This window comes from Endozoicomonas sp. ALD040, from assembly GCF_049275945.1.
Taxonomy (GTDB): domain Bacteria; phylum Pseudomonadota; class Gammaproteobacteria; order Pseudomonadales; family Endozoicomonadaceae; genus Endozoicomonas_A.
This window is the reverse complement of the sequence record NZ_CP184829.1, coordinates 6383185-6407184: the sequence shown is the minus strand read 5'-3', so window position 1 is coordinate 6407184 and position 24000 is coordinate 6383185. Positions and strand designations below refer to the sequence as shown.

Below are 24000 nucleotides of genomic sequence, written 5' to 3'. Positions count from 1 at the left end.
TGAGTATTCAGTAATGTATGTTATTTTTTGTTCAATATTTGCATTTGTTGCAATTCAGTTAGGTTTGTTTGCTGAAAGTCAGCGGGGAATTTTCGGTAAAGAGTCTGGAAACCTATTGTTAGGTGTTGAGTTTGCTCTTTTATTTTTGACATGTCTGGTTGCATTTCTGTTCATTACACAGAAAAAAAAGTTGGGCATAGCAGTTGGGTTATTGTCGTTCTCATTGCTATTTGCTTTTTTAGGTTGGTTTGTTTTACCACAAAATTCTTGGGAAAGAGCATACGATAGAGTCTATGAATGGGAGCAAGTCATAGATAACTATAACTTTAAGTTGCGTTATTCAAATCGTTCAAACGAAGAAGTATCTCTTCATTTGAGAAGGTTAAATGAAGAACTAAATGCAAGGCAGCTAGAATTACAGGCAGCTGAAGTAAGGTTCAACGGTGAGCCTGAATATTTTCAGTCAAAGACTATTTCGTGGTTCTTATGGTTCGATGCACTGATATTTGCATTAGCTGCTGCGTTCTCATTCCAGCGCCTAACAAATGCTTCCAGTTCGTTCCGGGGCTAAAGCCCCTCCACCCGACGCGCCTGCGACGCGCGGCTGAAGCAGGCGTTAGCACCCTTTATCAGGCTACGACAGGATATGAGAAAATTTATACCCGAGTTAATTCAAGAGCATATTCTTCCGTTCAATTGGGATGTTAAAAAGGTTTGGACTCTGGAATGTAAAAGCGTGGCTACCCCAAGGAGTCATTTTGATTACTTGCTTGGCCTTCCGCTATGGTCATCGAAGCCAAACATGGGAATGTTGTTTGATATTTCACCTCTAGAAGTGCTCGGGGATAAATCTAGGTCACCTTATCAATACGATAGAGTAGTAAAAGCTGATTTGAGTTGGCCAATAGATCTATTGGAATGGAAGGGAAAAACATGGGTATTGGATGGTGTTCACCGGATTGCTAAGTCCTATCTACAAAAAGACTCAAACATTAGTGTAAGGTTGCACAACGAAAGAGTAATTCCAGCAATCAAAAACGGGTGCTAACAAGTGCAGGCAAAAGGGATGGCTCACTGTGTTCGCCACCCTTGCTGCAAGCGTTAGAGCCTTTTATACAAAACAGAGAGAAAGAAATAGTGTATAGAATAAAAATATTTATACTTTTGTCTGCGGTGCTTTTAAGTGCTTGCTCTACCGCTCCAAAAAATGCTGCCTCTTATATTGATGCAAAGATAGGAATACCTAGTGAAGATAAAGCCGTATTGGTTATTTATCGTCAAATGGTTCCACCAGTTGCATACAGTGTTTCCGCTGAAGTTGATGGTAAACCAATAGCCAAACTACCAAATAATACATTTACATGGACATATTTAGAAGAAGGTGACCATAACATAAAGATTAAATGGCCGTTTATGGCTTTGACTCCAAGCAAAGAGTACGTTTTAAATATTGTTCCTGGAAATTATTACTACGTAGAGTTTGGTGGAGATCTGCATGTTGGATGGATAAACACGGCAATTCCCTATACTGTCAACAATCTCTCACCTATTGACCCAAAAAAAGCTGAGCATGTTTTAACTGAATGCTGTAGCTATATGCCAGCAAGGCTCTAACAAGTTGCTCGTATCGCCCCTGAAGGGGCTGGGACGCCTACGGCGCCCCACAGCATGGCGTTATGTGCTCCTACCAAGCAGTAAGTAAAAGTTAAAAAACAGATCAAAGCATGACATAATCCGCTATCTTTACAATTTCATACGATTTTGAGAGCAATCTTAGCTATATGAATAAGGCTGAGTTAGAGAGCTTATCCTCGATAAGGATAAGAGAAGCAATAATACTGCTTGAAAATGATGAGTTCAATGGAGCTTACTATCTTGCAGGGTATTCTGTTGAGTGTGCTTTAAAAGCTTGTATTTGTAAGCAAGTCAAAGAGTTTGACTTTCCAAACAAGAAGTTGGCTCAAGATAGCCATACCCACAACCTAACTGATTTGGTTGGTGTCGCAGGGCTGAAGCAAAGGCTCAAAAAAGAAGAACAGGATAGTGAAACTTTTAAATTGAACTGGGCAGTTGTTAAAGACTGGAAAGAAACCTCCCGATATGAAACAAATATCGAAAAAACTAGAGCTATTGACTTAATTGAAGCAATTACCGATAAACAATCAGGAATTTTACAATGGCTAAAGAAATTTTGGTAAGCGAAAGCCTAACGAATGAAATGATTAGTGTCGGTGAAACTCTTCTCAAAAAACTTGATAAGAGCGATGCTAAAGTTTCTGCAACATTTTGGTTATATTATCCAGAAGAAAAAACATGGAAGCTTTTCTTTACTTCAGAATTAGTTAAATCTGAAGGGCCAAAAAAGTACTACAAAAAAGTAGTAGATGCCTTAAACGATTTTTCGGATAAAGATTCAACCTTATCCCTTAATAATATTGGTGTTACCGATAATTCAAACAAGATATTGCAATTATTGGCCAGTGTTTTCAATAGTAAGAAAAACATATTAAAAGAAAGGCTCTCAAGAGAAACTATAAATGGTCAATTCATAGAGGATGCTTTCGTTTATAGAATCAACCTACGCACATAACAAATGCTTCCAGTTCGTTCAGGGGCTTCGCCCCTCCACCCGACGCGCCTTCGGCGTGCGGCTGAAGCAGGCGTTAGGCTCCACATAAATTCAGAGTTCTGAGTATTAAAGAAGTATGAAACTAAGCGTAAGAGAAGAGTCTGAGATTTTTTCAGAACTTGAAGAACTTTGTAAATCCGATGGCTACATCCATGCTATAGCTTGTTTTTGTTTTAGAGATAACACAGTAAGGTACGGGGATTCAGTTACTTCTGAAGATTTAATGGAACCAGTTTCCCCTGAAAGACTTATTAGGACGGAAATATCTACATTAATAGGTCTAATGCACAAATCAAATATTAACTTTAAAACTCCGTCTCCAGAAGTTCTACAGAGCTACATTGATAGAACTCAAAGCTTATTGCATGAAATACACCAATCTATGATGATGCCGATATTCCAAGGAGCATCTATAGAAGATTTTCTCGAAAATAATCCATTTGAAAATGGTGCTGTTTTAAGGGAGCCAATTTTTTATTCTGGAGAATCTGCGTATAGCTTTCAATATAGAGATTTCTCAATTGAGAAATATCAGAAAGATAATGACTGGTTTGAAAGCAATAGAGGATTCTCTGTAAGTGATGTGGTAAAAACAATCTCTGTCTTATCAAAATACCAGAGTGACAAGTTAACAACTACTATATCTAATCTACCTAATTTAGAGCCTTCTGAGTGCACTATCCTTCCCGCTTTCACATTCACAGTAGATGAAATAAGTAAAGAGTGTTGTATTGATCGCCATGCAATATCATCAATACTAGAATCATTTTCCATTGATACTGAAAATAAAAATGAGCAATTTAAAAGCCTTGGTGATTTCAATGTTGTAAATGCATATCCTATCATCAGAAAAACAGATGAGGAATTCATACTTCTTCAGCATTATAGTTTGGTGGAAGCATTATATGAAACACCGTTTTTTTGGTTTAATAGTGACAAATCTTATAAAAATACAGCAATGATCAATCGAGGAGAGTTTACAGAAAAATTCTCTGAGACAAGATTGAAAAAAGTATTCGGTGAAAATAGAGTACACACGAATATTGATCTTTTTGATAAAAAAGGAGAAAAAGCCGGAGAGATAGATGTTCTAGTAGTTTTTGCTAATCGCGCAATAATATTGCAAGCAAAGTCAAAAAAACTAACTATCGCTGCAAGAAAAGGCAATGACAATGTATTAAAAGAGGATTTTAAGAAAGCCGTTCAAGATGCCTACAATCAGGGATTATCTTGTGCAGAGCTAATTAGCGATCAAGACATTATCTTGAAGGATAGTAATTCCAATACAATCAATATTAGTAGGGACTTTAAAGAAAAATATATTTTTTGTATTCTTTCTGATCATTATCCAGCATTAAGCTTTCAGTCTAGACAGTTTTTAGAGTATAAAGAAACAGAGCAGATAAAGGCTCCATTTATAATGGATGTATTTCTGCTTGATGTGATGACTGAAATGCTTAAATCTCCACTATATTTTTTAAGTTACATAAATAGAAGAGCGTTATATTACGAAAGAATTAATTCAACTCAAGAGCTTACAATTCTATCCTACCATTTAAAGCAGAATTTATGGATGCAGGAAGAGTCAAGCTTTTATCATCTGTCTGAAGACCTGTCTTCAGACCTTGATCTTGCAATGGTAACCAGAAGAGAGGGATTACCCGGTAGAAATACTCCTGAAGGAATATTAACCATGAATAATGGTACTCCTGTAGGAGAATTGATTAACCAGATAGAATTTAAAGAAGACTCTGGCTCAGTAGACTTTGGGTTTCTACTCCTTTCTCTTAGTGGAGAAACTGTAGATCAAATAAATTTAGGAATAACTTCATTAACGGAAAAGGCAATACGTGATGGTAAGCATCACGACTTAACCATAGGCATTAAAGACAGCAAAGCTGGTTTAACAATTCATTTCAATACTAAAAATTATTCTCATGCAGCGGCATCACTTATTGAACATTGTGAGCGAAGAAAATATGCTGAAAAAGCTGATTCATGGCAAGGTATTTGTTTAGATCCGAACGACAGAAATATTAAGATTGGTGTTTCTATTGAGCATCAATGGGAATATTCCTCTGAAATGGATTCTATTATTAAAGATTTGCCAAAGCCACAAACAAAAATAAACCCAACTACTGTTGTAAAATCACGAAAGATTGGCAGAAATGAAAAATGTCCCTGTGGGAGCGAAAAGAAATATAAACGGTGCTGCTTAAACTAATGGTTTCATTAATGAGTTCCAGAGCCTAAATCGGGTAAGGACTGGTCTTTCTCCAGCCCTCCCCACAGCACCCGGCATGCGGGTCCGCACCGGGCGGTTCACCGAGGATAGTGAAACCGGATCCACAAATCTTTCAGAGAAACAAGCCCAAGTTTTGTAAGGTAACCGTCGTTGAGTGCCAGCTGTACTGCGAAGGTTTTGCTCAACCGATAATACCCTTTGCTGCTGGCTGCAATCGAAGCGGCCTTGATATGATCAACGCCTAACTTGACTAAATTTCGATAACGGGTTTTCGGCTTGCGCCACTGCTTAATAAAGCAGCAACGGATGCGCCGACGTATCCATTGATCCAGCAGCGGTATAGGACGGTAATATTCGGTTATTCTGAAATAACCCATCCAGCCCCGGATATATTCGGCAAGCTTTCGCAGGCGGTAGTCCATCGAGACTCCCCAGTTGCGGCTGGTGAGTTTGATGATTGTCCGCTTAAAGCGAAGCAGGCTTTTCTGTGACCAGCGGATTCTCTTCCCTGTGAAGGTAAAACTCAGGAACTCGACCTCAGTGGATTTCACCACCTTGCTTTTGGTCGGGTTGATTGTCAGTTTCAGTCGACGCTCAAGGTATCGGGTGATACTTTCCATCACCCTTTCCCCTGCCCGTTGGCTGTGAACCAATATCACGAAGTCATCGCAGTATCTTGCGAAACCGTGACCCCGGTATTCCAGTTCCTTGTCCAGGTCATCAAGAAGTACATTCGACAGCAGCGGTGAAAGTGGACCGCCTTGTGGCATACCCACCCGTGTCGGGTAGCATTGCCCATCAATCATGACGCCAGCACGGAGGTAGCAACCAATCAGTTTTAGCAGGCGCTTGTCGTTAATCTTACGAGCGACTCTCGACATGAGTACATCATGGCTGACGGTATCAAAGAACTGACTCAGATCAACGTCAACCGCCTGATGCAGCCCCTGTTTGATATAGCGTTTAACCTGTTGCACAGCATCATGTGCAGATCTTCCCGGTCTGTAACCAAAGCTGCTGTTTGAAAATCCGGGATCAAAGATAGGGGTTAACACCTGCACTATGGCCTGTTGTATGACCCTATCCTGAACGGTAGGAATTCCAAGCAACCTTTCTCCTCCATCGGGTTTCTCAATGACAGCCCGAAGCACCGGAGACGGTTTATATGTTCCATCCAGTAAGGCTTGGCGCACTGAAGGCCAATGCTGTTTAGCAAAGTCAGGGTAGGCCTCAATGGTGACTCCATCAATGCCGGGAGCGCCCTTGTTGCTTCTGACCTGTTTCCATGCCTTCAGTAAGTTGGCAGGTTCCAGTGCATAACTTAGTAGATTGTGGTTCAAAGCTGGTTAAAGATTCTGTCGCCAGATACAGTGTTTCGCCGTTCGGCTGCACTGCTCCGAGGGAATCAGTCTCCTCTTTGTCTTCGGTGTTCAGTCCTTCGCTGACGACTTCCGGTCAGTTAATGACTTCTGTCGAACAGCTACTATGACGTCTGCTGACTTCTACCCAAAACACAGACAGGATTACTCCTGAATGCGCTACCGTGTTTCATCGAGTTCGCTCATTCCGGTTGATGAAGCCAGAATGCCAGACCTGTTGAACCAGTGGTCAAACTGGATATTATTCACGGTCGCCGGTTGGGCAGACCTCCCCGAATAAGAGCATGGACTGTCAGTACACAACCGCTGCATTTACCGTATCTCTCAAACCAGAGGGCTTTGTGATCTTGTGCTCACTCGCCCACAAGACTCGGCCTTGTATGCAGTTTCTGTCCGTCGGCTCGCACTTTTGCGCTCAGGCTTCCTCCGCACAATTCCTCGCGGAATTGCACTTGCCGTCGGCTAATGGTTATCATCGGTTGGCTTATTGGGCGCAAGATCCGATGCTGGTTTACCCATAGGGGACTTTCACCCCATAAGTTCATGCCCATGTCGGGCGTACAATCGGGTAAGAGCTGGTCTTTCTCCAGCTCTCCCCACACCACCCGGCATGCGGGTCCGCACCGGGCGGTTCACCTAGGATAGTGAAACCTAATCCATAAGTCTTTCAGCGAAACAAGCCCAAGTTTTGCGAGGTAACTGTCGTTGAGTGCCTGCTGTGTTGCAAAGGTTTTGCTTAACCGGTAATACCCTTTGCTACTGATTGCGATCCCGGCGGCTTTGATGTGATCAACGCCCAACCTGACCAAATTTCGATAGCGGGTTTTCGGTTTACGCCACTGCTTGATAAAACAGCAGCGGATACGCCGACGTATCCATTGGTCCAGTAGCGGTATAGGACGGTAATATTCGGTTATTCTGAAATAACCCATCCAGCCCCTGATATATTCGGTAAGCTTTCGCAAACGGTAGCCCATTGATACACCCCAGCTGCGGCTGGTGAGTTTAAGGACTTGCCGCCTGAAGCAGCGCAGGCTCTTCTCTGTCCACCGGATTTTCTTACCTGTAAAGGTGAAACTCAGGAACTCTGCTTTGGTGGCTTTCACCACCTCGCTTTTGGTCGGATTTACCGTTAATTTCAGCCTTCGTTCAAGGTAACGGGTAATGCTATCCATCACTCGCTCCCCTGATCGTTGACTGCCAACGAGTATCACAAAATCATCACAGTAACGTGCGAAGCAATGACCCCGATATTCCAGTTCCTTGTCCAGGTCATCAAGAAGTACATTCGACAGCAGCGGTGAAAGTGGACCGCCTTGTGGCATACCCACCCGTGTCGGGTAGCATTGCCCATCAATCATGACGCCAGCACGGAGGTAGCAACCAATCAGTTTTAGCAGACGCTTGTCGTTAATATTACGGGCGACTCTCGACATGAGTACATCATGGCTGACGGTATCAAAGAATTTACTCAGATCAACGTCAACTGCCTGATGCAGCCCCTGTTTGATATAGCGTTTAACCTGTTGCACGGCATCTTGTGCAGATCTTCCCGGTCTGTAACCAAAGCTGCTGTTTGAAAATCCGGGATCAAAGATAGGGGTTAACACCTGCACTATGGCCTGTTGTATGACCCTATCCTGAACGGTAGGAATTCCAAGCAACCTTTCTCCTCCATCGGGTTTCTCAATAACAGCCCGAAGCACCGGAGACGGTTTATATGTTCCATCCAGTAAGGCTTGGCGCACTGAAGGCCAATGCTGTTTAGCAAAGTCAGGGTAGGCATCAATGGTGACTCCATCAATACCGGGAGCACCTTTGTTGCTTCTGACCTGTTTCCATGCCTTCAGTAAGTTGGCAGGCTCCAGTGCACAACTTAGTAGATCGTGGTTCAAAGCTGGTTAAAGATTCTGTCGCCAGACACAGTGTTTCGCCGGACGGCTGCACTGCGCTGAGGGAATCAGTCTCCTCTTTGTCATCGGTGTTCAGTCCTTCGCTGACGACTCCTGTCGAACAACTACTATGACGTCTGCTGACTTCTGTTCAATCACCACACAGGATTACTCCTTTGGGCGCTATTGGTTGTCATCGGGTTTGCTCGAACAGGGTGATGAATCTTGCTCGCCGAGCCTGTTGTAACCAGTGGCTGAGAACTGGGAATAACCAATCGCATGTTGAACAGACCTCCCCGGATAAGAACATGAACTGTCAGTGCACAACCGCCGCATTTACCGTGTCTCTCAAACCAGAGGGCTTTGTGATCATTGGCTCACTCGCCCACGAGACTCGGCCTTGTATGCGATTTCTGTCCGTCGGCTCGCACCTTTGCAGTCAGACTGCCTCCGCACAATCCCTCGCGGGATTGCACTTGCCTTAAGCTAGTGGTTATCATCGGTTGGCTTATTAGGCGCAAGATCCGATGCTGGTTTACCCACAGGGGACTTTCACCCCATAAGTTCATGCCCATGCCGGGCGTACCAAGAAAATCCAGGTGACGCCTACGGCGCACCTGATTTAAGCGTTAGCAGGCAGCAATAATAGAGAGTTTCTGGTTGTGAAAAGACCAGTTTTCAAAAAGAGTTTTTGGGTACACTGTCTATGGTGGGTTTCGAGTTAGAACCTCCCAGCAAAAAGACACTGTTACACTAACTTTTCAGTAGTTCTCAGCAGTTCATGTCTGCTGGTGTGAAGTCTGTCGCTGAAAAATCTGTGGTGTATCGTTGGGCATGTCAGCGTTGGTTTTCAGTTTATCGGTACTTTTTGCTCAGTGGCCCTATGCCAGTTCAAAGTTGCATCAGCTTCTTTATCGCCTGGAAGCTTTTAAATATCAGAGATTGTGCGCTTCAATCAGTTCAGCAAGAAAGCTGCTAATCCTCTGCATCATACACCATTTGCCCTTGCGGGTGGGCTGCCATGCTAACAAGTTGCTGGTGTCGCCCCTAAAGGGGCTGGGACGCCGCTGTGCGGCGCCCCACAGCATGGCGTTAGCAGGCAGCAATAATAGAGAGTTTCTGGTTGTGAAAAGACCAGTTTTCAAAAAGAGTTTTTGGGTTCACTGTCTATGGTGGGTTTCGAGTTAGAACCTCCCAGCAAAAAGACACTGTTACACTAACTTTTCAGTAGTTCTCAGCAGTTCATGTCTGCTGGTGTGAAGTCTGTCGCTGAAAAATCTGCGGTGTATCGTTGGGCATGTCAGCGTTGGTTTTCAGTTTATCGGTACTTTTTGCTCAGTGGCCCTATGCCAGTTCAAAGTTGCATCAGCTTCTTTATCGCCTGGAAGCTTTTAAATATCAGAGATTGTGCGCTTCAATCAGTTCAGCAAGAAAGCTGCTAAACCTCTGCATCATTCACCATTTGCCCTTGCGGGTGGGCTGCCATGCTAACAAGTTGCTGGTGTCGCCCCTGAAGGGGCTGGGTCACCGCTGTGCGGCGCCCCACAGCATGGCGTTAGCAGGCAGCAATAATAGAGAGTTTCTGGTTGTGAAAAGACCAGTTTTCAAAAAGAGTTTTTGGGTTCACTGTCTATGGTGGGTTTCGAGTTAGAACCTCCCAGCAAAAAGACACTGTTACACTAACTTTTCAGTAGTTCTCAGCAGTACATGTCTGCTGGTGTGAAGTCTGTCGCTGAAAAATCTGCGGTGTATCGTTGGGCATGTCAGCGTTGGTTTTCAGTTTATCGGTACTTTTTGCTCAGTGGCCCTATGCCAGTTCAAAGTTGCATCAGCTTCTTTATCGCCTGGAAGCTTTTAAATATCAGAGATTGTGCGCTTCAATCAGTTCAGCAAGAAAGCTGCTAATCCTCTGCATCATTCACCATTTGCCCTTGGGGTGGGCTGCCATGCTAACAAGTTGCTGGTGTCGCCCCTAAAGGGGCTGGGACGCCGCTGTGCGGCGCCCCACAGCATGGCGTTAGCAGGCAGCAATAATAGAGAGTTTCTGGTTGTGAAAAGACCAGTTTTCAAAAAGAGTTTTTGGGTACACTGTCTATGGTGGGTTTCGAGTTAGAACCTCCCAGCAAAAAGACACTGTTACACTAACTTTTCAGTAGTTCTCAGCAGTTCATGTCTGCTGGTGTGAAGTCTGTCGCTGAAAAATCTGTGGTGTATCGTTGGGCATGTCAGCGTTGGTTTTCAGTTTATCGGTACTTTTTGCTCAGTGGCCCTATGCCAGTTCAAAGTTGCATCAGCTTCTTTATCGCCTGGAAGCTTTTAAATATCAGAGATTGTGCGCTTCAATCAGTTCAGCAAGAAAGCTGCTAATCCTCTGCATCATACACCATTTGCCCTTGCGGGTGGGCTGCCATGCTAACAAGTTGCTGGTGTCGCCCCTAAAGGGGCTGGGACGCCGCTGTGCGGCGCCCCACAGCATGGCGTTAGCAGGCAGCAATAATAGAGAGTTTCTGGTTGTGAAAAGACCAGTTTTCAAAAAGAGCTTTTGGGTTCACTGTCTATGGTGGGTTTCGAGTTAGAACCTCCCAGCAAAAAGACACTGTTACACTAACTTTTCAGTAGTTCTCAGCAGTTCATGTCTGCTGGTGTGAATTCTGTCGCTGAAAAATCTGCGGTGTATCGTTGGGCATGTCAGCGTTGGTTTTCAGTTTATCGGTACTTTTTGCTCAGTGGCCCTATGCCAGTTCAAAGTTGCATCAGCTTCTTTATCGCCTGGAAGCTTTTAAATATCAGAGATTGTGCGCTTCAATCAGTTCAGCAAGAAAGCTGCTAATCCTCTGCATCATTCACCATTTTTTCAGTAGTTCTCAGCAGTTCATGTCTGCTGGTGTGAAGTCTGTCGCTGAAAAATCTGCGGTGTATCGTTGGGCATGTCAGCGTTGGTTTTCAGTTTATCGGTACTTTTTGCTCAGTGGCCCTATGCCAGTTCAAAGTTGCATCAGCTTCTTTATCGCCTGGAAGCTTTTAAATATCAGAGATTGTGCGCTTCAATCAGTTCAGCAAGAAAGCTGCTAAACCTCTGCATCATTCACCATTTGCCCTTGCGGGTGGGCTGCCATGCTAACAAGTTGCTGGTGTCGCCCCTAAAGGGGCTGGGACGCCGCTGTGCGGCGCCCCACAGCATGGCGTTAAATTCACAAGGAAGATCGCATGAACATCTATTTTTCCGATTACTTCGATGTAGAAAAAGAAGATCTTGAAAAATATGGAGCCTTTAATATCTCCTTGATCAACGATCTTCCTGTTTTTATTGATCCATTTCTATTATTCAATAGTGATAAAGAAGAATACCAAAAGCTCCATCAAGAAATCATTGACTACATTACCTTTTTAAGGGAAGTATCTGAGGAAGGGGAAATCTCGAAAGGGCTTGTAAAACACTGGTTTCTTTTCCCTGAAGTAAAACAAAATTGGCTTGGTTACAGCAAAGTGGGAAATGTTGGCTCGGGTCTCGGCCCCAAGTTTGCAACTGCTCTGAATGACAATTTAAGTACAATTTTTAATGACTTCGGAGCTGAGAAAATAACTAAAAGTAGCCACTTAGAAAAACTTTGTCTGATAAAAGATGGGGTTGGGAAAGACTCCATCAGTGACTTCACTACAAACCTTATTAAAGGGTTTATATGCGAATATACGGCACAGTTCGCCAAAGAGTACGTTGACGATAGCAGATGTAGAACTGTCCATGTTAAACATGCTCAGTTCAACTACGAAACCAGAACTTGGATGTCAAAGAAATACAAACTTCCCTTCATTGATGGAGATTTTGTTCTCTTAACTCCAAAAGATATTCTGACAAAAGATGAAGCATGGATAAACAAACACGACATTATTGGTGATTTTGACGAAATTGCAGGTTCAATACCAAATATTGAACTTCGTGCTCAAATTAACGATTACTTCCTGAGGCAGATTCCTGATAATGCGAACAAACGTGATATGAATCAGGCAATATCACGTACGCTGCTTAAATTCCCAGAACTCATTGACCATTATATTAGGTATAAAGAAGATCATGGCAATGAGGCTGTAGCACTTAGTGAAGCGAAAGTAAAAGAAACTGAAGCTGTTTTTATCCGCCAAGTCACCAACCTGGTAGAGATACTTCGAGCACAAAGAGAGTTTTACTCCCAAAAGGGAGATACTTTTGAAGAGGCATACAATAGAGCTAAATTCTTAAAGCAGGTCATTGAGAATAATGATGGTTATCGATTATTTTATATAAAAGGACAACCTGTTAAGCGAGAGTCAGATTTACAGCTAATCTTCAGATTAACTTGGTATGCGGCTGAAGATGATGTAAATGCGGAAGTGAACAATGGTCGAGGACCCGTAGATTATAAGATTTCGCGCGGCTCTAAAGATAGTACACTGGTTGAGTTTAAACTCGCAGGCAATAGTAAGCTAAAACAGAACCTTGCAAAACAAGTGGAAATATATAAAGCTGCAAACCAAACCAAAAAATCAATAAAAGTGATCCTTTACTTTACAGACTCAGAACTTACAAAACTCATAAAGACAATGAAAGATCTGGAGCTTAAAGAAAGTAAGGAGCTCGTACTAATTGATGCCAGAGCAACAAATAAACCTTCTGGGTCAAACGCAATGTGAATTTAACGAATAAGGATAGATTGCGCCCAGCCGCAATCTTATCCTGTTGTTGCACAAGCCCAGGTTGAATTCTGGTAAGAAAGGTCTATTGAAGTTTACTTATCTGGCGGACCTTGAATCAAAACGTTTTTTCTGAACGCTATTTATTCAGGATGAGTGTCTCCAGACCACTGCATTACGGTAGTCTTGGATATGTCGGATCTGTCTGGCTGAGCTTACATTTTCTCCTTGCTTGTGAATGGCGGTGTTTGTTGATGTGACAATAGCTCAGGTCGGTTTCAGGAAACTGAACGCAATGTGTTTCATAGACTCACCGCAACGCCTGCATGTGAATTTCGGGCGAATGACGGGTTCGACTGCTTTCACTATCACATTTAAAACCAGTTGCACCAGTGATAATTGTTTTTTTGCGTTGCTGTGTAAAAATCCGTAATCCCGCGATCGTCGAAGTCGCCTGGGTAATACATGTTTTAGTACCAGCCACAGGAAGTCTTCTCCTGGCAGGGTTCGCTTCTCCTTTTTGCCTGTTTCACTGTTGAGGTAAGAAAAGGTCACCTTTCCTCGTTTGCTGGTCAGGATGTTGTTGTCACTGATCACGCCTCGGTACAGATAGCGGGATAGATATTCAAGTGCTGGTAATCCTTTGCCTACCCGTTTGCAATTGACGACCCACTCATTGGGCAGCCTTGTTTTCAGGCTCGGAGATAGTAGTCCCTGTTCGTCCAGGGCGCGAAGGAGTTTGGCTCGAAAGACCATGGCCAGGTTCTTGCCATTGAACAGATAGTTGCCTGTGAGTTTGCGCCACTCTTTTCGTCGGGTATTGATGCCGCCACCTGGCACGACAAAGTGTATATGGGGATGGTAATCCAGCCGTCGGCTATGAGTGTGCAGAACGCCGGTCATTCCCAGGTCTGCATCCAGTTTTTTGGAATTGCTGCCAAATTCTTTCAGGGTGTCAGCTGCCGTTCTGAACAGTAAATCGTACACCTGTCGTTGATGTTGCCACGCCAGGTTTCGAAGTTGCGCTGGCAAGGTGAAGGTCACCATAAAGTATTCAACGGGCAGTAGTTTCTGTCTTTGCCGCTGCAGCCACTCGCTGGTATCGGTGTTCTGGCAGCGGTTGCAGTGGCGATGCCCGCAGGACATGGGCTTTTGATCCCGTGTCCCGCAGCCGTTGCATTCCAGCAAGGTCATACCGGCTGCCGACGTTCGACAGTGCTGTATTGCTTGCAGTGCTTTGATATGGCCAGGTAAAAGACATTGACTGTATTTTTCCAGAAACCGATCACCGTATTGCGCTGCTATATGGGAAAGCTTCATTGATCATCTCCTTTCAGCTTGAGTTCATTGATCAGATGATTCATCACTTTCCTGGTATTAAGTTGGGCGGTTTCTGTTAACTGGGTATAGATAGCGGTGGTTTTTGGGCACATGTGCCCGAGCAGTGTCTGAATAGCCCTGAGACTTAAACCCTGTTCAAGAAGGTGCGTGGCAAAGCTGTGTCGTAAACTGTGAGGGCTGACCTTTTTATTAATCCTGCATTCTTCAACCAGCTGTCTCATGGCTTTCTGGGTGCAGGAACGGCTCATGGGCTGAGTCGCTCGGTGCCGTTGCTGTGCGCTCTGGCCTTCAGGAAAAAGAAACTTTGGGTTTCGGTGAGTGGCCCAATAGCGGCGCAGGGCCTTAAGTGTTCGACTGGGAAGATCAACATAGCGATCCTTGCCGCCTTTGCAGTTGCGCAAATGGACTCTCATGAGTTCGGAATCAATGTCGGCAATGGTCAGGTTCAGGCCTTCGGCCAGCCTTAAGCCCATGCTGTAAAGTGTCAACAGAATGGTGTAATAGCGCAGTTTCCGTGCAGTATTGAGCAGTCGTTCTACCTCTGCAGGCGTCAGGATAACGGGCAGTCGCTTGACGGTCGGTGGTTTGATGATTTCAACAAAGTCCCAGTGTTTGCCCAGAACATGTTTCCAGAAAAACTGCAGGCCATTACGATCGGTTTTGACCGTGCTCCAGGAATGGCTTTCCACCAGGGCGGCAAAATAGGTTTTTAAATCCTCAGGGCTGAGTCTGTCAGGACAACGATCAAAGAAGGTTGCCAGCCGCCGAATTGGTCTGCTGTATAGATCAATGGTTGATTTTCTTTTGCCCTGAAGTTTCAGTGTGGTGATGTGTTTTTGATACAGTTTGTCAAACCGGATTTGCTCAGAACGTTCCATGTTGCTTCCTTATATAAGCCGCGCCGGAGTGGTACGGATATCAGGAAGTATTGGCAATGTTGGGGTGGCTGGGATGAACGGTATTTTTTTGCCGCGTTAGCGGCTTGGTTCAACAAAGCAATCAAGTTCGTCCCGGCCTTCGGCCTCCACCTGACCTCGCCTGCGGCTCAGCGGCTTATTGCGGCGTTATGCCTCAAATCACAAAAACAAATAAGCATGTCTCGACGTGAGGATGTAGATCAGCTGATCTAGCTCGCTAAGCAAAATCGTAGCTATTGCTAACCCCAGAGCCGAAGCAGAAAGAGTTAGATTTAAAATCATTTTTAGATCTTTTTCTATCATTAAAAGTACATCTGAAATTTCGATTGAAAGCGAACTCATTTTTACAATGTAATTAATATTTTCTCCTATAAGAATTGTTGCTTTTCTAATTAACTCAGGTGAATTTGCTACTGTAACACCTGCTAAATATCCAATAGATCCACCGAGGGCAGCTAATAAAGCATTTGCTGTTGTAATTGTGTTGTAATAACTATCACTTCGATTTATTAAAGTGGGCAAAAATAAGCAGGCGAAAGCAAGACCTACGTACTGCTTATAATCAGTTAGTTTTGATGTGAAGTTCTCAATCACTCCAATATCGTAAAATTCATTGTTAGCAGAGACGTTAATAGAATTTATAGTTATCAGAATACTGAATAAATAAATTTTTAGCTGTGTCTTCATACCAACTTTCAACCTTCGAAAATATATCGAAGTATAGGCATAACAAAAATTTCCAGGGGACTGCGCCTGCGGCGCATGCCCAGAACATGTTTCCAGAAAAACTGCGGGCCATTACGATCGGTTTTGACCGTGCTCCAGGAATGGCTTTCCACCAGGGCGGCAAAACAGGTTTTTAAATCCTCAGGGCTGAGTCTGTCAGGACAACGATCAAAGAAGGTTGCCAGCCGCCGAATTGGCCTGCTGTATAGATCAATGGTTGACTTTCTTTTGCCCTGAAGCTTCAGGGTGGTGATGTGTTTTTGATACAGTTTGTCAAACCGGATTTGCTCAGAACGTTCCATGCTGCTTCCTTATATAAGCCGCGCCGGAGTGGTACGGATATCAGGAAGTATTGGCAATGTTGGGGTGGCTGGGATGAACGGTATTTTTTTGCCGCGTTAGCGGCTATTGGTAATGTTTTAAGCTGCCCTCAAAAAATCGTTTCATTGTATACCCTTCTGGAGGAGACACTTGATTCTCGCCTTGTGGGTATATATTAATAATCAAGTCTGTTTCATTAGCAGATTCTGTAAATACCAAATCATCTGTTAAATAGTTCTCAGTATTAGCAGTTAATTGTAATAAAGGAATTTGTATTGCTTGGCTGCCTGCGAGCCCTGTCAAAATATTCTGATCAAGATAATTCAAAAAATCACTCGAGAAAAATAATATAAGTGGATGAACTCCTGGGATTTGACAGCCAGATTGATAAAGCAGGTTGTCTTGATTTAGATGAGAAAAAACCACTTGCCAATCCATCATGTCAATAGCTGGCGTTCTTAACAATAAACTAGGTGCGTTAGCGAATGATAAAGTAAAATTCTTAGAATATTCGCGTTCAGCAGTCATACTCATAATTCCTGTCCTGTACAAAGAACGCGAAAAATTCTCTAGAGCTGTAAAGAAGGAATGTGTCCCCAGCCTGCCCCTTACTGTATCTGATAGTAATGATCTGACAATAATTTTATCGGGGACTATATTTCTAGTCCTAGATGCTTGATGATTATATTTGGCTGTGATTTCAAGTACTGGTATTTTGTCAGATTTAATGATTATTCTTTCAAATGCTGCTTCAGGTTTTAGTACAATAAAAAGCAGTAAGGTTAATGTGCAAAGCCTAAAATATTTCATTTCGTTTTGAAAACGCCATAACAAGAAGTAGGTTTTAATATAGTTCATACTTAAATAGCTGCCATATTAGTTATAAAGTAATTCTCGTTCAGAATAACCGCCGCATAACGAATAAGGACAGATTGCGCCCATATTCGCTACTCCTGAAATAATGTTGAAGTGGTTGTAGTATTCCACAGCTCTAACACTTTACACGCCTTGAGACGTGTAAATGTTAATTTTTACTAACTGTGTAGGCTCAGGCAGACAGTGAACTGAATATTCCTTTAAGTATTATATTAAACGAATTTCAAAGGCGAAGTTTGCGAACAGCATCGATCATGTTTATATCTTGAACAAGTAAACGACAGTGGAAGTCAGGGGTGCCAAGGGATTTAGTTCTGCTTTTTTTATACTCTCGCAAACATTTTTAGCTATGAATTTATGTAATCAGTTATATACCTTTACAAGCTCTGGTACTAAAGGGGAATATTTTTTCCATGCCAACTTACACGACCCTAGATCGTATAAGTAGCGGGATCTGCTGGTAGTATTCACGTACTCAGAGTGTAAGTATTGGCATGAAGTGATAGCTTCGTTTATCTTATGCCTAAACTCAGAGTTCAATTCGTAGTAGATAAGCTTATGAAAACCGCTCGGGTATTTGCTTTACTTGCCAGCTTATCGACTGCTACAGACAGTTTCGCTGTACAGTTTCAAGATGAGGAGCAGACAATAAGTTGGGCGAAAACCCTATCAATTTGGGGACTCTATACTGGCATATTTTGTCACTGTTATCTTGCTACAGACGGGCTCGATGAACAACATAGAGGAATAAATATTGGTTTTCTCTACACTCCTGTAACTCTTGGAACAATTGGCTACAACATCGGGTGTCTAATAGACTACCTTGCTGAATAGAGAGTAATAAAAAAACGGTAATCTTCACAAAGAACAATGAACGACAAGCAAGCATGTTGGAAAAGAAACGATTCTAAAGCAAAGTACTTCCTAACTGGTTAACGCAGATAACGAATAAGGATAGATTGCGCCCAGCCGCAATCTTATCCTGTTGTTGCACAAGCCCGGGTTGAATTCTGGTAAGGAAGGTCTACTGAAGTTTACTTTTCTGGCGGACCTTGAATCAAAACGTTTTTTCTGAACGCTATTTATTCAGGATGAGTGTCTCCAGACCACTGCATTACGGTAGTCTTGGATATGTCGGATCTGGGAAGTCTTCTCCTGTGTCAACAGAATGGTGTAATCGGGCAGTTTCCGTGCAGTGTTGAGCAGTCGTTCTACCTCTGCAGGCGTCAGGATAACAGGCAGTCGCTTGACGGTCGGTGGTTTGATGATTTCAACAAAGTCCCAGTGTTTGCCCAGAACATGTTTCCAGAAAAACTGCAGGCCATTACGATCGGCTTTGACCGTGCTCCAGGAATGGCTTTCCACCAGGGCGGCAAAACAGGTTTTTAAATCCTCAGGGCTGAGTCTGTCAGGACAACGATCAAAGAAGGTTGCCAGCCGCCGAATTGGCCTGCTGTATAGATCAATGGTTGACTTTCTTTTGCCCTGAAGCTTCAGGGTGGTGATGTGTTTTTGATACAGTTTGTCAAACCGGATTTGCTCAGAACGTTCCATGTTGCTTCCTTATATAAGCCCCGCCGGAGTGGTGCGGATATCAGGAAGTATTGGCAATGTTGGGGTGGCTGGGATGAACGGTATTTTTTTGCCGCGTTAGCGGCTTGGTTCAACAAGAGCATCCATCGGCGCCAGCGGCACAGCCCCTGATTTTAGCGTTATGTGCTTCTGGTAAACCTATAGCTGATCAAAATATTTCAGTGGGTTATAATCAGTTGAGCTATTGAACTCAGGATTAATAAATGCCTACTATATCAATGTTTTATGGTCTGATTGTTCGAATGTATTACTTCGATAATCAGAAACACAATATGCCTCACATTCATGTTTTTTATCAGAATTTTGAGGCAATTATCGAAATTCCTACAGGCAAAATACTTGAAGGAAATCTCCCTAAGAACAAGCAAAAACTTGTTGATGCCTGGATAGAAATTCATAAAGAAAGTCTCATGGCTAACTGGGATTTAGCAATAAATGGAGACTCAGTATTCAAAATTGATCCCTTAAAATAGGTGTAAATATGAATCCTGCGGTGAAATCAGTACAAGCTTTAGAGAATTACAAACTCCATATTGAGTTTGAGAATGATGAAGTCAAAGAGTTTGACGTTTCTCCATACTTGGAAAAAGGTATTTTTGTAGAACTTAAAGATATTAATTACTTTAAGCAGGTAAGAGTTTCATTTGGTTCTATAGAATGGCCCAATGAGCAAGACTTCAGCAAAGATACTCTGTATCTTCTTAGCGTAACAATTCAGCCTTCCTCTCAAAGGCATTAATCGGCCACGCACATAACGAATAAGGATAGATTGCGCTCAGCCGCAATCTTATCCTGTTGTTGCACAAGCCCGGGTTGAATTCTGGTAAGGAAGGTCTACTGAAGTTTACTTTTCTGGCGGACCTTGAATCAAAACGTTTTTTCTGAACGCTATTTATTCAGGATGAGTGTCTCTAGACCACTGCATTACGGAAGTCTTGGATATGTCGGATCTGGGAAGTCTTCTCCTGTGTCAACAGAATGGTGTAATAGCGAAGTTTCCGTGCAGTATTGAGCAGTCGTTCTACCTCTGCAGGCGTCAGGATAACAGGCAGTCGCTTGACGGTCGGTGGTTTGATGATTTCAACAAAGTCCCAGTGTTTGCCCAGAACATGTTTCCAGAAAAACTGCAGGCCATTACGATCGGTTTTGACCGTGCTCCAATGGCTTTCCACCAGGGCGGCAAAACAGGTTTTTAAATCCTCAGGGCTGAGTCTGTCAGGACAACGATCAAAGAAGGTTGCCATCTGCTAACTATATTCGAGACACCCACGGGTATTGTCAGCTTCGCCAGTAAAACTCGTGGTGAAATACACCAAAGGTTCGATCAGCAAGAGAAACGTTTTGACTGTCAAGAAAGAGAGATTGCTGCACTGAAAGCAGACAGTGTAAGTACTCAGCCATACGGAATCGAATATTTCTGGCTTATTTGGCAGGTGCTCTGCAAGACGCGACGACGGGAACATAGCAAGCTATGTGACCAGAATTGCAACGCAGTCAGAGTGCCTGAACAATAAGTCAGAAAATATGATTTCGTATGGTTGAGTACTTAGTGTTGAAAGCTGACAATGCGGAAATCAAAGAAGCCTTAAAGATCATTCTGTCCAGGGTTCCTGGGTAACCGCCGCATAACAGGCAAGTGAACGAGATAAGCTCGTTAAGCAAGAAGTTATGTGCCATAGGAAACGAGAGCAATCAATATGAACCGCCACTTCAGGTTAGTATTCAAAATCATGTTCGGTGTCTTGGCACTGGCTTTGATCCTGGGTGTTTTGATTTCAATAGTTGCACCATACTTTTTCTCTGAAGACGAAGTATATAATTGTCTGGATACAGGTGGTAGCTTTAATTACGATACATGTGTCTGTGATTATGAAAATAACCACCAGTTCAAGGCAGATCATCAATGCAAGTAACCATACAAAGACGGTTATCCGGGGCAATTTACTTCCTGTTAATCTCAGGGGCACTACGAGTAAATGGATTTGCGAGTTAGAACGACGTAGGAACTAAAGTCGAGTCATTGATCGGTTAACCGTTAACTCAAGAAGATTTATCTGTCTAGGAGCCTGACCGAGAATAGGCTTATCTGTTATGATAAGCCTTAAACCAACTCTGATTATGCCAAATGTCACCACCACCAAAGTTTAAGGACAGTCCTGTTGAGTTTGATCAGCATCTGCTGTTCCCAACCAACGTTTTCGATTTGCTTCCCAAAGATCATGATTGTTTTATTTATGAAAGCATTTTTCAGAACATTAATACGTCTGAAGTCGAAAAAAAATATCACCACCTTGGTCAGCACGCATACCCTCCAAAGCTCATTGTCGCTATTCTGATCTACGCGTACAGCCATGGTGTTTTCAGTTCCCGTGAGATTGAGCGACGGTGTCGACAAGACTTGGCGTTCATGTATATCTCACAAATGAACTGCCCGAATTTCAGGGTTCTTGGTGACTTTCGTAAGGATAATCTGTCGTTTTTCCATGACTGCTTCAAACAGTCAGTCAAACTGGCCATTGAACTCAAAATGGCATCACTGGGTCATATCAGCCTGGACGGCTCCAAGTTCAAAGCCAACAGCTCAAAACACAAGGCCATGAGCTACGGGAGGCTCAAAGCGAAAGAGGCAGAACTCAGTGCCGAAGTGGATGAGCTGATCAAAAAAGCCAGTCAGTGTGATCAGGAAGAAGATGACGCCTACAAAGCAACCAATGGTTACAGCATTCCTGAAGACCTCCAGTTTAAAGAAGAGCGCCTGAAAAAAATCAAAGAGGCCAAGAAAGCACTTGAAGAACGTGAAAAAGCTTTAAATCCAGACAAACCAATAGACGACAAAAAGCAGATCAGTTTTGCAGATCACGATGCCCGCGTGATGAGCAAGAAGGGGTATTGTGAGTACAGCTACAATGCTCAAATTACAGTTGATTCCGATAACCAGATCATTGTTGGCCAGCATGTCAGCCAACACGCCAACGATGTACAGGAAGTGGAGCCGGCGCTGAGGGCATTATCAGGAGCCACTGATGGCGCGGCTGTAGATAAGTGGAGTATGGATAATGGTTACTTTTCAGGGTCAAACTTACATACAGTCGAGCGACATGAGATTGATGCCTATATCGCAACCGACAAGGCGGAGAAGCCTGCCGCTGACGACCTTGAAAGCTCTGACAGGAAGTTTGTCAAAGCGGATTTTGCGTATGATTCCGAAGCTGATGTATTTATCTGTCCGGCAGGGGAAAAGCTGGTAACGAACCCGGCCAGCAAAAGCAAAAGAAAAAGCTACCGGGCAAACAAGACGGTATGCAGGGAATGCCCTTATCGTCGGAATTGCAGTGATTCAAAGAAAGAGGCTGGCAGGGTTATCCGTACCGATAAGTTTGAAAAAGCACGTCAGGCTATGAATAAGAAAATGGAGACAGCCGGTGCGAAAGCCATATATGAGCGTCGTAAAGTTATTGCGGAGCCACCATTTGGACAGATAAAAGAATCTGGTTTCCGAGGGTTCAGTCTCCGCGGCAAAGAAAAAGTTTCAGCGGAATTTTCACTGGTATGCACTGCGCATAATATCAAAAAATTTGTAAAAGCGGCTTCCACGAGGTCAATCCGTCTCGAAGATTTGAAAGAGGCTAAAAAGGCAGCATAGAGGCTGTGAGAAGGCATAAATATGCAAAAATGAGCAAAATCCCACTAATAATTGGATATTTTTTGCTCATTTTAAGATTTGGGAAAACTTCTGTTGGTCTGGTTGCGCTATTCTCGGTCAGGCTCCTAGCAGCCTGTCGGACTTAAGACTGTCCTACTGCGGTTGCAATAAATTGGTCTAAAAATCCCTGTTTCTTCGTCAAATAGCTCGCTATTCTCCTCAGAAACAGAGATTTTTATCCTCAATTTCTTGCAATCCTCGCTACGGACGCTTAAGTCCGACAGGCTGCAAGTGGTGAACAACTGGACAGAAAGATGAAAAATGATACTGTTAAGATATAAATGATTCGAATTTTAATAGATGGTGGTGTTTCAGGTTTTTGTGAAAGGAAAATACCTGAGGTCGCTCTCAATAAAGTATCAGTATGAACCTGGAAGGGGATATTTTCTTTGCAATTACCTTCTCTACAGGATACTCAGGCGCAGTCAAATTAATACACAAGGTAAACATGGATATTTCAGGAAAAAAACGATCTTCAATTAATACAATAGATGAATCTCTATCTGATAAAAAACTGAAAAACGGGTGTGATGAGAAGCCCAAGGAAAAAGTAATTCCTGATAAAAAGGCTGAACCAGATTATGGATTAGCACTGAAAGACAGGAAGATTAACGAAATATTTTCACTTGCTAGAGAAAAAAATAAAACTCTTTGTATTACACCAGAAAATCTATCTGAAAGAGGAGTAGTTATAGGCAATGAAGATGATCAGGAGTTAATGTTGAAAGTTGCAAATCTGATTTTCATGGCAATGAATAATACAGATAATCCTTTGTATACATATTCATCAGGAGGGAATACAGTAACAGCCAGAGATGAAGCTCATAGGATAAAGTCTCAGAACTCACTAGAATCTTATGATGAATTAGATCTTTTTATTATGCTTCATTCTGATGGAAAAAGACTAGATACAATGACATTAGTTTGCCATGAAGAACTTAATAGCACCTTTGAAAAGTATGGTGTTGTAATTCTAAATGGACTGAATCCAGATAAACATTCTACTTTAATGCTTGGCTGTGGTCATAAGAATGATCATTATAATCATTACGGTGTAGATACTTTAGATATAAGGGCACGTATTAAACCAGATGTTTTGTTACAATGGGGAGATAAAAGAGCAACTGAATATCTTAGTAGTCTCAATAAATATAAAGAAATTGTTGATGAAGGGCCTTTGTTTTTATTTATGAAATACTCTGATGAATATTTTTCAGCAGTAAGGTCATGTTTGGTTGCAAATGGTAAATTACGACTGCCAAGCTCTAACCTCGATGAAAGTAAAATTCCATTAGACTTTATAAAAGAAGATGTTTCGAAGAGAAATGATTTTGGTTCACGTCATTTTTGTACTACCTATATTTACTCCCCTCGTTGATAACGTCTAGCAAGTGATTAGGCTGCCAGCAGCTGATTATTTGCTGCTTGGGGGAAACAGTGAACCTCGACTCTGACCATTTAATATGAGTTCGTTGTTTAATATTTTGTTATGAAGTTTAACATTCTTGAGATTAATGCTAATGTCATCGGGAGGAGCGGATAACAGAGCCTTCCAGCTGACCCTACCCCTCCGTTTTGATTCATATACCTGGAATAACAGAATCTTGATATCTGACAGCAGTCCGATATGAAGTTGTTAAAGAAAATGACTCCTCTGCTTATAAAATACAAAGATCGTTATTCATCCGATGAATTTTCAAGGTTCTCAAT

20 protein-coding genes are annotated in these 24000 nt (G+C 42.8%); 11 read left to right on the top strand and 9 right to left on the bottom strand.

Features of this window, described 5'->3' with window-relative positions; genetic code table 11:
* The first annotated feature begins 13 nt into the window (after window positions 1-13).
* The 5 genes from ACOJUN_RS23535 (at window position 14) to ACOJUN_RS23515 (ending at window position 4853) form a co-directional block, all read left to right on the top strand.
* The gene (locus ACOJUN_RS23535) at window positions 14-571 is read left to right on the top strand and encodes a hypothetical protein (protein WP_422134280.1); all 558 of its coding nucleotides are present in this window, start codon (window positions 14-16) and stop codon (window positions 569-571) included.
* 566 nt (window positions 572-1137) lie between these two features.
* Entirely contained in the window at window positions 1138-1614 is a 477-nt protein-coding gene (locus ACOJUN_RS23530; protein WP_422134279.1) for a hypothetical protein, read from the top strand.
* 167 nt (window positions 1615-1781) lie between these two features.
* Window positions 1782-2198 carry a HEPN domain-containing protein gene (locus ACOJUN_RS23525; protein ID WP_422134278.1) on the top strand — a complete coding sequence of 139 codons (417 nt, stop codon included), beginning with the start codon at window positions 1782-1784 and terminating at the stop codon, window positions 2196-2198.
* Complete coding sequence (locus ACOJUN_RS23520; protein WP_257287148.1) at window positions 2177-2590, top strand: hypothetical protein; 414 nt, start codon at window positions 2177-2179, stop codon at window positions 2588-2590. The genes ACOJUN_RS23525 and ACOJUN_RS23520 overlap by 22 nt, the downstream gene beginning before the upstream one ends.
* A 115-nt stretch (window positions 2591-2705) precedes the next feature.
* A complete protein-coding gene (locus tag ACOJUN_RS23515) occupies window positions 2706-4853 on the top strand; it encodes an SEC-C metal-binding domain-containing protein (RefSeq protein WP_422134277.1) in 2148 nt (715 codons plus the stop codon).
* 98 nt (window positions 4854-4951) lie between these two features.
* Here ACOJUN_RS23515 and ltrA (ACOJUN_RS23510) read toward each other — a convergent pair whose 3' ends face one another.
* Window positions 4952-6214 (bottom strand): group II intron reverse transcriptase/maturase, encoded by a 1263-nt coding sequence (gene ltrA / locus ACOJUN_RS23510; RefSeq protein ID WP_422134276.1) that lies wholly within the window; start codon window positions 6212-6214, stop codon window positions 4952-4954.
* 193 nt (window positions 6215-6407) lie between these two features.
* On the opposite strand from ltrA (ACOJUN_RS23510), the gene ACOJUN_RS23505 reads away from it, so the two are divergent.
* Window positions 6408-6533 (top strand): hypothetical protein, encoded by a 126-nt coding sequence (locus tag ACOJUN_RS23505; RefSeq protein WP_317142120.1) that lies wholly within the window; start codon window positions 6408-6410, stop codon window positions 6531-6533.
* A gap of 352 nt (window positions 6534-6885) precedes the next feature.
* Here the strand turns inward: ACOJUN_RS23505 and ltrA (ACOJUN_RS23500) are convergent, their stop codons facing one another.
* Window positions 6886-8148, bottom strand: coding sequence for a group II intron reverse transcriptase/maturase (gene ltrA, locus ACOJUN_RS23500; RefSeq protein WP_422134275.1), 1263 nt, complete (start codon window positions 8146-8148; stop codon window positions 6886-6888).
* 3204 nt (window positions 8149-11352) lie between these two features.
* On the opposite strand from ltrA (ACOJUN_RS23500), the gene ACOJUN_RS23495 reads away from it, so the two are divergent.
* Window positions 11353-12813, top strand: a complete 1461-nt coding sequence (locus tag ACOJUN_RS23495) for a hypothetical protein (RefSeq protein ID WP_422134274.1) — start codon at window positions 11353-11355, stop codon at window positions 12811-12813.
* Window positions 12814-13080: 267 nt separating this feature from the next.
* Here the strand turns inward: ACOJUN_RS23495 and ACOJUN_RS23490 are convergent, their stop codons facing one another.
* The 6 genes from ACOJUN_RS23490 to ACOJUN_RS23465 all read right to left on the bottom strand — a co-directional run bounded on the left by ACOJUN_RS23490 (window position 13081) and on the right by ACOJUN_RS23465 (window position 18548).
* Complete coding sequence (locus tag ACOJUN_RS23490; RefSeq protein ID WP_422134273.1) at window positions 13081-14133, bottom strand: IS91 family transposase; 1053 nt, start codon at window positions 14131-14133, stop codon at window positions 13081-13083.
* The gene (locus ACOJUN_RS23485; RefSeq protein ID WP_422134272.1) at window positions 14130-15032 is read right to left on the bottom strand and encodes a site-specific integrase; all 903 of its coding nucleotides are present in this window, start codon (window positions 15030-15032) and stop codon (window positions 14130-14132) included. Before ACOJUN_RS23485 ends, ACOJUN_RS23490 begins: the two co-directional genes overlap by 4 nt.
* A gap of 198 nt (window positions 15033-15230) precedes the next feature.
* Entirely contained in the window at window positions 15231-15758 is a 528-nt protein-coding gene (locus tag ACOJUN_RS23480; RefSeq protein WP_422134271.1) for a hypothetical protein, read from the bottom strand.
* A gap of 8 nt (window positions 15759-15766) precedes the next feature.
* On the bottom strand, window positions 15767-16099 hold the full coding sequence (locus tag ACOJUN_RS23475; RefSeq protein ID WP_422134270.1) for a phage integrase N-terminal SAM-like domain-containing protein: 333 nt from the start codon (window positions 16097-16099) through the stop codon (window positions 15767-15769).
* A gap of 103 nt (window positions 16100-16202) precedes the next feature.
* The gene (locus ACOJUN_RS23470; RefSeq protein ID WP_422134269.1) at window positions 16203-16976 is read right to left on the bottom strand and encodes a hypothetical protein; all 774 of its coding nucleotides are present in this window, start codon (window positions 16974-16976) and stop codon (window positions 16203-16205) included.
* 1104 nt (window positions 16977-18080) lie between these two features.
* The gene (locus ACOJUN_RS23465; protein WP_422134268.1) at window positions 18081-18548 is read right to left on the bottom strand and encodes a site-specific integrase; all 468 of its coding nucleotides are present in this window, start codon (window positions 18546-18548) and stop codon (window positions 18081-18083) included.
* Window positions 18549-18790: 242 nt separating this feature from the next.
* Between ACOJUN_RS23465 and dhiT the strand changes: the two genes are divergently transcribed.
* Both dhiT and ACOJUN_RS23455 read left to right on the top strand, forming a co-directional pair.
* Window positions 18791-19060: a type II toxin-antitoxin system toxin DhiT gene (gene dhiT, locus ACOJUN_RS23460; protein WP_422134267.1), complete on the top strand. Its 270-nt coding sequence runs from the start codon at window positions 18791-18793 to the stop codon at window positions 19058-19060.
* A gap of 8 nt (window positions 19061-19068) precedes the next feature.
* Window positions 19069-19326, top strand: coding sequence for a DUF2442 domain-containing protein (locus ACOJUN_RS23455; protein ID WP_422134266.1), 258 nt, complete (start codon window positions 19069-19071; stop codon window positions 19324-19326).
* 172 nt (window positions 19327-19498) lie between these two features.
* Here ACOJUN_RS23455 and ACOJUN_RS23450 read toward each other — a convergent pair whose 3' ends face one another.
* Complete coding sequence (locus ACOJUN_RS23450; RefSeq protein WP_422134265.1) at window positions 19499-19831, bottom strand: phage integrase N-terminal SAM-like domain-containing protein; 333 nt, start codon at window positions 19829-19831, stop codon at window positions 19499-19501.
* 881 nt (window positions 19832-20712) lie between these two features.
* Between ACOJUN_RS23450 and ACOJUN_RS23445 the strand changes: the two genes are divergently transcribed.
* Complete coding sequence (locus tag ACOJUN_RS23445; RefSeq protein WP_422132798.1) at window positions 20713-22230, top strand: IS1182 family transposase; 1518 nt, start codon at window positions 20713-20715, stop codon at window positions 22228-22230.
* A gap of 424 nt (window positions 22231-22654) precedes the next feature.
* Window positions 22655-23668: a hypothetical protein gene (locus tag ACOJUN_RS23440; RefSeq protein WP_422134264.1), complete on the top strand. Its 1014-nt coding sequence runs from the start codon at window positions 22655-22657 to the stop codon at window positions 23666-23668.
* Window positions 23669-24000 lie beyond the last annotated feature (332 nt).